Genomic DNA, 13,069 nt, shown 5'->3' on the forward strand with positions numbered 1-13,069 from the left:
GGTGCCGAAGCCGGTGCGCGACGAACGGGAGACGCTCTCCCGGCAGGCGCACGACATCTGGGCCGCGAAGCGGCTCGCGGACGGGTGGACATACGGCGAGGCCCGCGACGACGAGAAGAAGACCCACCCGAACCTGGTGGCCTACGAAGAGCTGGACGACGACGACAAGTCCTACGACCGGGAGCTCATCGACGGGACCATCCGGCTGTTGATCAAGCTGGGCTTCCGGATCGAGCGCGACTCCACCTGAGCGGCGACTTCCGGTCCGGCGTGCCAGGTGGTCGCCGCAGGCGGCGCCACCCACCCGAACGGCGGATCAGCAGATCGGCGGTCCTGGATCTACGGTAGGCGAACAGTCAGTCGCCGCCCCGGAAGGGATCCCCCATGACCCAGCCGCTCCGCCGCCGGCTCGTCCGCCTCGCGGTTGTCGCCACCGCCGCGGCAACCGTCAGTTTCACGGTCCAGCCGACTCCGGCCCTCGCCGTGCCATTCGACTGGAACGGCTACTTCACGACGTACGAGGAGTGCGAGGCCTACCGCATCCAGGCCAGCTACTGGGGCGAGGTGAGCAACAGCTGCGAATACCGCACGCTGCCCGACAGCCAGTACAACGGCTGGTACTTCCGGGCCTGGCTGCCGGGCTAGGGACACCGGGTCGACCGGATCAGGTGGCGGCAGCGCGGGCCGGGCACGCGGACCGTCCTGCCGCCACCGGGCCGTCGACCGCAGCCGGCGTCAGCAGCCCCGACAGCCGTCCGCCCACATTCTTGACCGCTCAACTTTTCGGCGATAACTTTGACGTCCGTCGATTGACTTCTCTCGAAGCGGGTGGACCATGCTCTGGAAATCCATCGCCGTCGCCGCGTCCGTCGCCGGCGTGCTGGCCACCGCTCCCGCCGCCGCGGCGGCGCCCGCGCCGGTGTCGACCCAGGGCTGGGGGGCCGGGAACTGCCCGCAGGGCATGCTCTGCATCTGGCCGAACTGGAACCACCCGCCGGAGGGCCCCACGTCCACCCCGTCCCTGACGACGAACAGCGAGTGGACCGGAAACGTCCCGGCGTTCAACTTCTACAACTACACGGCCAGGAAGGCCGAGATCACCTGGTCCTACACGTATCTCGGCACGCCGCTCACCGGCACGATCTGCGTCGTGCCGGGCGGCGACGGGGACCTGTACGTGCCCATGTACGTCATCAAGGTGACCTGGCAGCCGCGGAGCTGCTGATCCGGCACCCGCCCCGCCAGGCGATCCGGGCCGGCGCGGGGGGATCCGTCCGTCGGGCGCCGGGCGTCGCCGCCACGGCGCAGCGCCCCGGGCCGGCCGACCACTCGAAGGAGGCTTCGATGACCAGGCTGAATCGGCTGCCGAGGGTGGGCCCGCGACGGCATGCACGGCGGGTCGGGCTGGCCATCGGCGCGGCGGTGACGATGCTGGCGGGCACTGCGGTGTTCGGCCCGCCGTCGGCCTCGGCGGCGACCGTGGACACGTCCGCGTCGTACGTCTTCGTCAACCGGCACAGCGGCAAGGCGATGGACCTGTACGACTGGTCGACGGCGGAGAACGCGCCGGTGAACCAGTGGACCCGCAACGACCTCGCGGTGCAGCAGTGGCAGTTCGTCGACGCCGGCAACGGCTTCTACAAGGTGCGGTCGCGGCACAGCGGGAAGGTGCTGGAGCTGCCGAGCGCCGCCGACGGCACCCAGTTGGTGCAGACCACCGACCGGGGCTCCGCCACGCAGCAGTTCCGGTTGCAGGACTCCGCCGGCGGATTCGTGCGGTTCGTCAACCGGCAGTCGAGCAAGGTGATCGACCTGTGGGAGTGGTCGACGGCCGACGGGGGCCGGCTCACCGCATACTCCAACGTCGACGGCGCCAACCAGCAGTGGCAGCTGGTGCGCCTGGGCGGCGGGACGCCGACCACCACGGCGCCGGCCTACCCGCAGCCGGGCAGGGTCGCCGGGGACGTCGGCGTCCACGATCCGACCGTGGTCAAGCGGCCCGACGGCACCTACCTCGTCGCGCACACCGGGGACAACATCGCGCTGAAGACGTCGACGGACCGGATCACCTTCCGCAACGCCGGCGCGGTCTTCCCCGGCGGCGCGCCCTGGACCACCACCTACACCGGCGGCTCCCGCAACCTGTGGGCGCCGGACCTGTCGTACCGCAACGGCCGCTACCACCTCTACTACTCGGCGTCGACCTTCGGCTCCAACCGCTCGGCCATCTTCCTGGCGACCAGCGCCACCGGCGCGTCCGGAAGCTGGACCAACGAGGGTCTCGTCATCGAGTCGCGCACATCGGACGACTTCAACGCGATCGACCCGAACCTCGTCGTCGACGACCAGGGCCGCTGGTGGTTGAGCTTCGGTTCGTTCTGGTCCGGGATCAAGCTGATCCAGATCGATCCGGCCACCGGACGCCGGCTCGGCACGTCGATGCACAGCCTCGCCAGCTACGGTCCCGGCATCGAGGCGCCCGTGATGGTCAAGCGTGGCGCCTGGTACTACCTGTACGTCTCGTTCGACCGCTGCTGCCAGGGCGCCAGCAGCACCTACCGCGTCATGGTGGGCCGGTCGGCGAGCCCGACCGGGCCGTTCGTCGACCGGGCCGGACGCGCCATGCTCTCGGGCGGGGGCACCGAGATCCTCGCCTCGCACGGCAGCATCCACGGCCCCGGCCACCAGGCGGTCCTCGGCGACAGCGACGGCGACTGCCTGTTCTACCACTACTACGCCGACAACGGCACGTCGCTGCTCGGCATCAACCGCATCGGCTACGACGCGGCCGCCTGGCCCTACGTGTACTGACGCGGCGGCCGGGCCACCCGGCGCCCGGTGCCATGCCCGCCCTGCCCCGACCTGATCGGCGGGTCGCACCACGGACGGGCCGAGCGCGAGGTGCCGGCGGGTCCTACGGTGGGAACGGACCGCCGATCGAGGGGAAGACCGTTGTCGCCGTCGCACCGCCCAGCCCGTTGGAGTGTCGCCGCCCTCGCCCTGATCCTGGCCGCAGGGCTCCCCGGCTGCACCGCGCCCCGGGCCGAGCGGACGGATCGACCGTCCGTGCGGGTCGAGGAGACTCAGGAGAGCCTGCGGCAGAGGATCACGTCGCCCGCCGCCGAGGGCCCGCCGCCAGCCTGGTCGGTGCCGCTGCGGCGGCTCGACCAGCAGCTGGGCGAGATCGGTCCGGTGGTCCTGGTCCCCGACACGAGGGAACTGCGGGCCGTGGACCGCGCCACCGGCCAGGAGCGGTGGCGTCATCCGTTCACCACGGGCTACCAGTATGTGATCGCCGGCGAGTCGATCGTGGCCGCCGACAGCGACGACGGCGGCATGGAGGTGCTCGACGCGGCCACCGGCGTCACCCGGTGGCGGACGGCGGGCAGCCAGGACGTCGTCGTCCACGAACAGACCGTCTACGCCAGGGAGTGCGCCGGCACCGGCGATTCCGCGACGTGCACGATCATCGGCCGGGACGTGCGGAGCGGTCGCCAACTCTGGGAACGGCCCGCCGACCGGTCCGCCAGGGTGAGCGACGTGACCCTCGGTGCCCGCGCGCCGTACGCGCCGGCCAGCGGCCGATACGTCGCGGTGCGGCTGAGCACGTCCCCCCGGTCGGCCGCCTACGCCCCGGTCGCTCCCACCACCGGTCGGGTCGGCGCCGGACGGCTGCCGAACCGGGCCTGGTACGGCTTCGTGGCCGGGGACCTGCTGGTGACCACCGACAACGACCCTGCGCGGGGCGAACAGCGTTGCACGGTCAGCATCGCCACCGTCGACGCGGCCACCGGCGACAAGGGCTGGTCCGGCGTGGTCTTCAGCGGACGCAGGGAGGACGGCGGGTGCGGCAAGCGGTTGGCCCACCAGCACAGCGGGCTGACCCTGATCGGCGCCGGCACCCGGCTCGTCGCGGTCACCGCCGACGGACGGCCGCAACTGGTCGACCTACGGACCGGTCGCACGGTCTGGAAGGGCGCCGCCGCCGGGGTGCCGATCGACGGTGACAGCCACTCGGTGCTGGTGCGGGGCAGCGCCGATACGGGTGAGCTGGCCTTGCTGGACCTGTCCACCGGCGTGACCCGCTGGACGGCGCCCGATCCGCTGCTGTCGGGCGCGTCGGCGAGCTGGCGGTCGGCGGTGACCGAGGGACTGGTGGCGGTCAGCGCGGCGGAGGACGACCGGCCGGTCGTGCTCGTGTACGAGGCTCGCACCGGCCGTCAGCTCGGCCGCTATCCGGGCTGGCTCGCCGGAGCCGGCGCGGACTGGGTCGCGGTCAGCCACACCGGCTCCGACGGCCTCGCGGTGGACCTGCGCGCCTTCTGACCGGTCAGCCCGGTGCCGCCCAGCAGACCCACACCAACGCCCGTCGATATTGCCAGAGCCGATCCAGACGTGTTGGAATAGCTCATATCGCCGCAGCGCGGGGGCAACCGCGCTGAGCAACGGCAAGCACGGGAGCAGGGCAGTGCCGGCAGCACGCCGCTTCGGCGGTCGCCCGCACGCCACATCACCGGGTCATCGCCCGATGACGGGCACCACGCCGGGCGGGCGCTCCCGCCCGCCACGATTGTCCCCCGGCACGTGTCCCCGACAGTCGACGCGCTCGACGCCCGGCGCTCGGGGGCATCCGATCGGCCTGCCTGCGCGGCAGGGCCGGCAACGAGGTGAGAAGCGATCATGAGTTCCCGAGAGGGTTTCGCAGGGTGGTATCGCCACCGCCTGGTGTGGGTGGCGGTGATCCTGCTGACGGTGGCGGCCGGCGTGGTCTTCCTCAACCGGGCCGCCGGCGGGGAGGCGGAGCCGGCGGACCTGCAGGCGCAGATCGTGGCCCGGATGCGCACCACGCTCGAACAGGCGGACCCGGGGCAGCACAACCACGCCGGGCACAACGCCCAACAGGCCGCCACCGAGGAGAAGCCGCCGGTGATCTGCGGGGTCCGCGTCTACGGCTACGAGCCGGCCGCGGCCGCCACCCTCGCCGACGTCCAGAAGGTGTACGGCTTCCACCTCTGCGGGATCGCCGAGCAGAAGCGCCCCTGGGACGTGGCGGTCAAGCTGGCCGGGCCGCTGATCATGGACATGTCCACCGAGCCCCTGGGCATCCAGGTCGTCGAGGCGACCGAGAACGTCAGGTTCATCGACCGGCTGCACCAGATGTTCCCGGCCAAGTACGCGACGCTGGCGCAGGAGGAGGCGCTGGCCGCCACGGAAATGGCCGACCTGCGCCGGAGGTACGACGCCGCAGCCGGGCTGTGAGCACGCCGGAGGGCCGGGCAGCACGCGTACCCCAACACCGCCCCCCGCCGTCGCTGCGCCCGGGGCTCGACGGCACCCACCGCAGACCACTCGCAGTTGATTGACTGACATCGCTGGCTGGGCGAGAATGGCGGCAGCAGGGGCCGTCATCGCCCGTCTTCCTCACGTGATCGGGAGGAGGTGCCGAGCATGGAGCGTTACGAGGACCTCGAAGGATCCGCCGTGGGCCTGATCAACGCCGTCATCAACTGACCCGCCGGTCACCAACCGGGCGGGCGCGGGCTGTCCCATCGTCGCGTGTCCGCCCCTCGGCACCGCACCAACCGACCGGGCCGGGAGGTAAGGGATGGCCGACATCGCCTGGCGGGATCCGGCGGCGCTGCCGCTGCGCCCGCTGATCGACCTGACCGCCGACCCCGCGGTCCCGCCGGCCCTGGTCGCCGAGGCGGCGCTGTTCTGGGTCGGCCGGCCCGACCCGTGCGGCTGGTTGCCCGCACACGCGCCGCCCGCCGGCCTGCGCCGCGCGATGCGCCGCTGCGGCCTGCTCGACGCCACGGACACCCTCGTCGCGCCGCCCGAGGTGCGGGAGCGGCTCGACGCGGACGACCCCGCCGGTCTGCTGTGGGCGGCCCGCCTGATGCGCGCGCTCGGCCGCCGGGAGGACGCCGCGGGACTGCTGCGGCGGCTCGGTGGCGACGCACCCTCCCCGGTGCGCGCCTGGCGCGACCTGCTGCTCGCCGAGGACGGCCGGCAACCGCTTCCCCCGGTGCCACCCGAGGCGGCGGGCCTGCCGGTCCGCCTCGCCACCGCGCTGGCCCACGCAGGCCGGGTCGCAGCGGACGGGCAGCCGGCCGCCGAAGCGCTCGCCGTGGCGGAGTCGCTGGCCGCCGGCCTGGCCGGCGACCGGATCGGCGTGGTCGCCCGGGCCCGGGTCCTCGCCGTGCGGCTGCGCAGCCCGGGTGGGCCGACGCCCGAGGCCGACACCGTCCGCGCCGTCGCCCGCGACCTGGGGACGGACCAGGACGACTTCCTCGCGCGCGACGCCGCGCTGGCGCTGCTGCGGGCCGCCGCCCGCGCCGCCCTGGACGAGACCGGCGCGACCGGCGGCGGGTCGGCGCGCGAGTTCGCCGACCTCGCCCTCGACCTCGACCCGACCGGCGCGGCGACCCGGCTCCTCGCGGCTGACGCGGCCCGGGCGGCGGGCGACCGGGAGGCGGCCCGCACTCACTACCGGGTGGCCGCCCGGACCGGGCTGACGGAGCGGACCGCGGCGCTGGCCGGGTTGCTCGACCTGGCAGCCCTCACCTCGGCCGTCGAGGACGGCGCGCCCGCTGCGACAGCCGGCCCCGCTGGGCCGGCGTCTCCGGCCGACGCCGGCGAGCTGGTGGGGGCGCTCGCCGACCTGCTCACCTCGGACCGCGGCGAGGAGCGGGACCGGTTGGCGGTCCTGGTGGCGCGACGCCCGGCGCTGGGCGGCACGGTCTGCGCCGACGCGGTGCGGTGGGCGGTCGCGGCGCGGGAGACGACGGTCGGGCCGCGGGAGCCGGCGGCGGGGGCGCGGCCGCTCCCGATCGAGCGCTACCGGCCGTTTCTCGACCTGAGCCCGAGCGAGATCCTCGACCCGGTCGACACCCCGCCGGTCGCGATCCACACGCCACTGATGTCGTACGCCGCCGTGCTGGAGCATCGCGAGCCGTGGTTCCGGGAGATCCACCCGCAGCGGGCCACGGCCGCCATGTTCCGCGACGAGATGCAGGCGACGGCGGCGGTGTACGGGTACGCCTCCGGTGGCGCCTCGGCCGACTACCGGACGTGGCTGGCGGCGCCCGACGGCTGCCCGCCCGAGGTGCGGGACCGGCTGGCCCACGCGTCGGACCTGCCGCTGCTGGACCGGGCGCTGCTGGGCCGGCTGCTGTCCGCCGTGGGTTTCCACGCCGAGGCCCGGGGCATCCTTCCCGGGCCGGACGTGCCGGTCCGCGACCCCGAGAGCGCGTACGCGCTGGCCAGCTGGCTCTTCGCCGAGCAGATGCTCACCACGGGGCACACCGCCGAGCTGGAGCCGCACTTCCGCACGCTCTACGACCAGCTCGGCGACGACGTCCGGTACGCCCGCACGCGGGTGGTCACCACGATCAACGCCACGGTCAACGCGGCCCGGCGTCGGGAGCCCGACACCATCGCCCGCTGGCGCAAGCTCGGCGAGGAGGACCTGGCCCGGTACACCGCGCTGCCCGAGGTGTCGGAGTTCGACGCCGCGCTCATGACCAGCAGATGGTTCCGGGCCATGGGGTTCCTGCCGTTCCTCACCGGCGACCGCGAGCTGCTGCGCGCGGACATGGACCGGTGGCTGGGCATCGCCCGGGAGCTGACCGGCCACGACGGGCACACCCGGGTCATCGCCGCCGACAACTACTTCCCGGCCGTGGAGACCGCCGTGCGCACCCACACGTACCTCGGCGAGCGCGACGCCGCGCTGGCCCTGGTGGACGAGTTGGCGCAGCGGGTCGACCCGATCGACCCGAAGACCTGGCTCACCGCCGGGGAGCTGCGGCACCAGGCCGGCGACGTCGGCGGCGCGCTCGATGCGTACCTGCGGGCCGCGCACCTCCAGTTCCCGTACGGCCGCATCTCCTGGTTCAACGCCGGCCAGGTGCACGAGCAGCTGGGCCGGGCCGACCTGGCCGCCGAGTGCTACCGCCGGTCGCTCGCGCACTGGCCGACCGGGGTGACGCCGCTGCGCCGGCTGCGCGACCTGCACCTGCGCGGCCGGCTGCCCGACGACCGGGGGGTGCTGGCAGCGTGGGCCGCGGGCCAGCCGGCGTGGCCAGGGCTGCCCGCGTTCGAGGGGTGAGCCGGGTGGGGGTGGCGCCCTACGGGGCGCAGCGGGAACTGCTGCTGCTCAGCGACACCGACGGGGCCGGCCTGCCCCGGCACAACCCGATGCCCCGGGCCTGGACGCTGTGGCACGTCCGCGGCGAGGTGGACGTGCCCCGCCTGGCCGCCGCCCTGCGGGCCGTCGCCGCCGGCAACGACGTGTGGCAGGCCCGGTTCGCCCCGGGCCCCGAGCTGGTGCGCGGGGCCGGGCAGCCGTTCCCGGTGACCACGGTGGACTGCGCCGACGTGCCTGCGGACCGGCGGCTGGCGGCGGCCGGCGCGGCGCTCGGCGACGCGGTGTACGCGCCGATCGACCTGCGCCGCGACCCGCTGGCCGGCGCCTGCCTGGTGCGGCTGGCCCCGGACGAGCACGCGCTCGCCCTCGTGGTGGACCACGGCTTCGCCGACCACGCGACGCACACCCGGTTCGTGCGCCGCGCGGCGGCGGCGTACGAGCATCCGGAGCGCACGCCGCCACCGACGCCGTCGTTCTTCGCGCACGTGGCCGAGGTCGCGGCGGACCCGCGGCGGTCCGCCTCCCGGGAGTTCTGGGCGGAGGCGATGAGCCGGGAGGTCCCCGCCGTCGCCTTCCCCGGCGGGCGCTGGAAGCCGTGGCGGGACACGACGGCGACGGCTGCCTGGCCGCTGCGGCTGGACGGCGGCACCGCCGGGGCCATCCGACGCGGCCGGGAGCGCACCGGCGCGACGGGCTCCGGCCTGCTCCTGGCCGCCCTGTCGTTCCTGCTGGGCCTCTGGGCCGAGGCGGACGTCCCGGTGCTGTACGCGCGGGGCGGCCGGTGGACGCGGGAGAGCCTGGAGGTCCCCGGCGCGCTGCACGAGGCGGTGGTGAGCGTGCCGCCGGACACCGTCCCGTCGGCCTCGCTCGCCGACTGGGTGCGCGGCCTCGCCGCCGCCAACGCCGCCGCACCGCCCCTGCTCGGCCGCTGGCTGACCGACTTCGGCGGCGTCGAGGCGCTGCGCGAACGGCGTCGCCTGGTGCTCAACGTGGTGGCGGCGGAGCGCACTCACCCGCTCGGCGTCGCCACGATCGGTCCGGCGGGCCGGCCGCTGCGCGACGCCGTGCGCCCGCCCGCCGGCCGACGCGGGTTCCCCGCCCACAACGCGCTGCACCTGGCGGTCACCTGGTCGGCCGAGCGGCCCGAGCTGACCGTCCACCACGACCCCGAGGTGCTGCCGGCCGCCGAGCCGGTGGGCGCCGCCCTGGTCCGGTTCCTCGCGCTGCTGGCGGAGCAGCCCGACATCGAGCCGGGCCGGGCCGCCGACCTGCTGCGCGCGACCTGGCTGCGGGCGGCCGACGCCCCGACCGGGGCGACGCCGGCCTGACATGGCGCACCGCCGTTGCGGGCTGCTCCGGCAGCACGACTTCCGGTCCCTGTGGCTGGGGGCGGCCGCGAGCCAGTTCGGCGCCCGGATGGCCCTGGTGGCGCTGCCGTTGGTGGCGGTCGGCCCGCTACACGCCTCCGCCTGGCAGGTGGGTCTGGTCGGCACGCTGGGCACGGTGGCGTTCCTGGTCGTCGGCCTGCCCGCCGGCGCGGTCGTCGACCGGGTGCGGCAGCGGCGGCTGCTCATCGGCGCCGACCTGGGGCGGGCCGCGCTCGTCGCCTCGCTGGCCGTGCCGGCGGCGCCGGGCGGCGTGGCGCTCGGCCAGCTGTACGTCGTCGTCCTCGGCGTCGGGGTGCTCACGGTGTTCTTCGACGTCGCACACCAGAGCTACCTTCCCCGGGTGGTGCGGCCCGAGGAACTCGTCGAGGGCAACGCCCGGCTGAGCACCACCCTCGCGGTGGCGCAGGTCGCGGGCCCCGCGCTGGCCGGGCTCGCCGTCGAGCTGGCCGGCACCGGACCCGCCGTGCTGCTGATCGCGGCGGGGTTCGCCGGGTCCGCCGCGTACCTGGCCCGGATCCGCGCGGCCGACCCGCGGCCGGCCACCGCCGCCGGCCGGTCCCGGCTCGCCGGGCAGATCCGGGAGGGCGTGGCGTACGTGCTGCGCCACCCGGTGCTGCGCGTGCTGGCGCTGGCCGGCGGCGCGTACAACATGTTCGCCCTGGTGTTGCAGGCGATGGTGCCGGTGCGACTGGTCAGCGAGCTGGGCGCGTCCCCGGCGGCGGCCAGCGCGTACTTCAGCGCGGGCGGGGCCGGCGGGATCCTCGGCGCGGTGGTGGCCCGGCGGCTGGCCCGGCGGCTCGGGCAGCACCGCTCGGCCTGGCTCTGCCTCCTCGCCACCGCGCCGTTCGCGCTGCTCACTCCCCTGATCGACAGCGCCGGCCGGATCTGGCTGGCGGCCGGCGGCTACCTGCTGCTGTGGGCGGGCGCGACGGCCTCCAACGTGGCCCAGGTCAGCCTGCGCCAGCAGCTGTGCCCGCCCGACCTGCTCGGCCGGATGAACGCCACCATGCGGTTCCTGCTCGGCGGGGCGATGCCGCTGGGTGCGCTGCTGGGCACGGTGCTGGGGGCCGCCGCCGACGCCCGGGTGGCCCTGTGGGTGGGCGCGGTCGGCCTGCTGCTGTCCTGCCTGCCGCTGCTGCGCCTGCGCGGCGGGAACGTCCCGGGGCCGCCGCCGGCCGGCGTCCACTCGTCGTCCACAAGGCACACCTAGCCTTTTCCCTGTGCGGCGGCGGCGATGGACGGCAGGGGGCCCACGGTGACGGATCTGCGCGCGACGGATCGCTCGGTGCAGGCGATCTACGACTCGATCGCCGGCACGTACGACCACGTCACCCGGCGCAACGACTACGACCGCTGGGTCGCGCTCTACCTGGGCCTGATCGAGCGGCACGGCGCACCCGGACGACGCCTTCTCGACGTGGGCGCCGGCACCGGTCAGGCCGCCGTCCGCTTCACGCAGGCGGGATACCGGGTCACCGCGGTCGACGTCTCGCCGGAGATGCTGCGGCAGGCCCGGGCGAAGCCGGGCGCCGGGCAGGTGCGCTTCGTCGTCGCGGACGTGCGGGAGCTGCCCGACCTCGGGAGGTTCGACGTCGCGGTGACGCTGGGCGAGCCGTTCATCTACCTGCGCGACGAGCAGGAGCTGTCCGCCGCGCTGCGCGGGGTGTCCGCCCTGCTGACTCCGGGCGGCCTGGTCGTCTTCGACCTCGGCACCGCCGGATTCCACCAGCGGCACCCGTCGCGCGTGGTCGTGGAGGACGGCGAGAACGAGTTCGCCGTCGTCCGCGGGGCGTCGTCGCGCCGCGACCCGCACGGCTCGGACTACCTGATCGACCGGTTCACGACCGACGACGGGACCACCTGGCGGCGGTTCCGCCAGCGGCACGAGTTCTCCTACTTCGCGCCGGAGGTGGTCGGGCGGCTGCTGGGCGAGGCGGGCCTGACGCACCTGGCCACCCACGGGCTGCACCTCGGTGAGCTGGTCGAAGAGGCCGACGAGGAGCTGCACCGCAAGAGTTTCGTCGTCGCGCGCAAGCCGGGCTGACGGTCCGCCCGGGCTGCCGTGTGCCGTGCGGCACCGGTTCGGAGCCGGTGCCGGCGAGCCGTTGGAGGCGAGAGGAGGTGTCCGATGAAGATCGCCGACTGGAGCGAGTGACCCGCGGTCACCTGGCGGGCCGCCTCCTGCGCCGGCCTCAGGGGCGGCCTGCCACGGGCCGGGCACGTACGGGGCGGCCGGGTGGCCCGTGGGGAGGACGCCGGTGGACGCACGCGGCACTCCCGTCGCACGGGACGCCGCTGCGGGCGCCGGCGTTCCGGCGTTACTGGGGCGCCGTGAGCGTCTCGGCCGCCGGCGACGGGGTGCTGTCGGTGGCGGTTCCCATCGCCGCCGTGCTGCTCGGCGCAGGCCCGGCCCAGATGGGCTGGCTGACGGCGTTGGCGTGGCTCCCGAGCGTCCTGTTCGCCATTGCGGCGGGCGGGTGGGTGGCCCGCTTCCGGCACCCGCTGACCCCGATGATCGGCGCGGACGTGGTCCGCTTCGCGGCGACCGCGTCGCTGCCGGTGGCCTGGTGGCTGGGCTGCTTGAGCCTGTCCGCCCTGTACGCGCTCACGGCGATCGTCGCGAGCGCGTCCGTGGTGTTCGTCGTGGCCGACGCCGCCCTCTTCCCCACCCTCCTCGACGACGACCGCCTCGTCGCCGGGCAGTCGCTGGTCTACGGCGCGCGCACGGTGGCGTCCGTCGCGGGTTCCGGTGCGGGCGGTCTGCTGGTCCCGGTCCTGTCCGCCCCGGTCGCGGTGGCCGCGGACGCGCTGTCCTACCTCTGGTCGGCCGCCCTGCTGACCAGGATCGACCGTCCCGCCGCGCGGACGCCGCCGCGCCGGGCCGCGCCGGTCTCCACCACGGGGCTCCGCTTCATCGCGGACGACCCCGCCCTCCGTGGCGCGCTCGGCGTCACCACCACCGCCAACTTCTTCAACCTGATGTTCCACGCCCTCCTGGTCCTGTTCCTCACCCGGACGCTGCGCCTGTCCGCCGCCGTGACCGGGCTCGTGCTCGGCGCGGAGGCCGCCGGCGCCCTGGTGGGCTCCCTGGCGCTCCCGGCGGTCGCCCGACGCCTCGGGATGCCCCGGAGCCTGGTGGCCGGCAGCCTGCTCTCCGCAGCGCCGCTGACGGCCATCGCGGTCGTGGCCGGTCCGGCGGCGGTGGTCGTGACCGTCGTGCTCGTCGCCTCGGTCCTGTCCGGGGTGGGCCGCTCGGTGCAGGACATCAGCGTCGCCGCCACCTTCGTCGCCGCCGTGCCGGTGTCGCTGCGCGCCCAGGTCCGGGGGGCGTACCAGACGATCAGCTTCGGGGTACGCCCGGTCGGCGCGGTGCTCGGCGGGCTGGCGGGGCAATCGGTCGGGCTGCGGCCGGCGGTGCTCCTCGCGACGGCCGGTGGCCTGCTCGCGTTCCTCTGGGCGCTGCCGTCCCTGCGGTCCGGCGCCCCGCGCGGGCCGCGCGGGGCGCCGGAGGCCGCCGCCGGCCGCTGACCGG

At 75.1% G+C, this 13,069-nt stretch carries 11 protein-coding genes; all 11 read left to right on the forward strand.

The genetic code is table 11. The annotated features are described in order from the left end of the window. Positions 1 to 13 precede the first annotated feature (13 nt). Positions 14 to 250 carry a RyR domain-containing protein gene (locus O7628_RS31625; RefSeq protein ID WP_246383858.1) on the forward strand — a complete coding sequence of 79 codons (237 nt, stop codon included), beginning with the start codon at positions 14 to 16 and terminating at the stop codon, positions 248 to 250. Between the two features lie 134 nt (positions 251 to 384). Beyond that, positions 385 to 645, forward strand: a complete 261-nt coding sequence (locus tag O7628_RS31630) for a hypothetical protein (protein ID WP_278135999.1) — start codon at positions 385 to 387, stop codon at positions 643 to 645. Positions 646 to 835: 190 nt separating this feature from the next. Then, complete coding sequence (locus O7628_RS31635) at positions 836 to 1,225, forward strand: hypothetical protein (protein WP_278136000.1); 390 nt, start codon at positions 836 to 838, stop codon at positions 1,223 to 1,225. Positions 1,226 to 1,344: 119 nt separating this feature from the next. Beyond that, positions 1,345 to 2,811 carry a family 43 glycosylhydrolase gene (locus O7628_RS31640; RefSeq protein ID WP_278136001.1) on the forward strand — a complete coding sequence of 489 codons (1,467 nt, stop codon included), beginning with the start codon at positions 1,345 to 1,347 and terminating at the stop codon, positions 2,809 to 2,811. A 255-nt stretch (positions 2,812 to 3,066) separates the two neighbouring features. Then, entirely contained in the window at positions 3,067 to 4,326 is a 1,260-nt protein-coding gene (locus tag O7628_RS31645; RefSeq protein WP_278136002.1) for a PQQ-binding-like beta-propeller repeat protein, read from the forward strand. Between the two features lie 354 nt (positions 4,327 to 4,680). After that, the gene (locus tag O7628_RS31650) at positions 4,681 to 5,259 is read left to right on the forward strand and encodes a hypothetical protein (protein ID WP_278136003.1); all 579 of its coding nucleotides are present in this window, start codon (positions 4,681 to 4,683) and stop codon (positions 5,257 to 5,259) included. 346 nt (positions 5,260 to 5,605) lie between these two features. Beyond that, positions 5,606 to 8,110, forward strand: coding sequence for a tetratricopeptide repeat protein (locus tag O7628_RS31655; protein ID WP_278136004.1), 2,505 nt, complete (start codon positions 5,606 to 5,608; stop codon positions 8,108 to 8,110). Between the two features lie 5 nt (positions 8,111 to 8,115). After that, entirely contained in the window at positions 8,116 to 9,477 is a 1,362-nt protein-coding gene (locus O7628_RS31660) for a condensation domain-containing protein (protein WP_278136005.1), read from the forward strand. Position 9,478: 1 nt separating this feature from the next. Continuing rightward, positions 9,479 to 10,747, forward strand: coding sequence for an MFS transporter (locus O7628_RS31665; RefSeq protein WP_278136006.1), 1,269 nt, complete (start codon positions 9,479 to 9,481; stop codon positions 10,745 to 10,747). Between the two features lie 45 nt (positions 10,748 to 10,792). After that, the gene (locus O7628_RS31670; protein ID WP_278136007.1) at positions 10,793 to 11,581 is read left to right on the forward strand and encodes a class I SAM-dependent methyltransferase; all 789 of its coding nucleotides are present in this window, start codon (positions 10,793 to 10,795) and stop codon (positions 11,579 to 11,581) included. A 107-nt stretch (positions 11,582 to 11,688) separates the two neighbouring features. Next, positions 11,689 to 13,065: an MFS transporter gene (locus O7628_RS31675; RefSeq protein WP_278136008.1), complete on the forward strand. Its 1,377-nt coding sequence runs from the start codon at positions 11,689 to 11,691 to the stop codon at positions 13,063 to 13,065. Positions 13,066 to 13,069: the final 4 nt, after the last annotated feature.

The sequence above is a fragment of the Micromonospora sp. WMMD956 genome (assembly GCF_029626125.1).
Lineage (GTDB): Bacteria > Actinomycetota > Actinomycetes > Mycobacteriales > Micromonosporaceae > Micromonospora > Micromonospora carbonacea.

Bases quoted from the DNA above. Each gene is read 5' to 3' on its own strand.
- O7628_RS31655 (WP_278136004.1), top strand. From the start codon at position 5,606: ATGGCCGACATCGCCTGGCGGGATCCGGCGGCGCTGCCGCTGCGCCCG.
- O7628_RS31635 (WP_278136000.1), top strand. From the start codon at position 836: ATGCTCTGGAAATCCATCGCCGTCGCCGCGTCCGTCGCCGGCGTGCTG.
- O7628_RS31650 (WP_278136003.1), top strand. From the start codon at position 4,681: ATGAGTTCCCGAGAGGGTTTCGCAGGGTGGTATCGCCACCGCCTGGTG.
- O7628_RS31630 (WP_278135999.1), top strand. From the start codon at position 385: ATGACCCAGCCGCTCCGCCGCCGGCTCGTCCGCCTCGCGGTTGTCGCC.
- O7628_RS31640 (WP_278136001.1), top strand. From the start codon at position 1,345: ATGACCAGGCTGAATCGGCTGCCGAGGGTGGGCCCGCGACGGCATGCA.
- O7628_RS31665 (WP_278136006.1), top strand. From the start codon at position 9,479: ATGGCGCACCGCCGTTGCGGGCTGCTCCGGCAGCACGACTTCCGGTCC.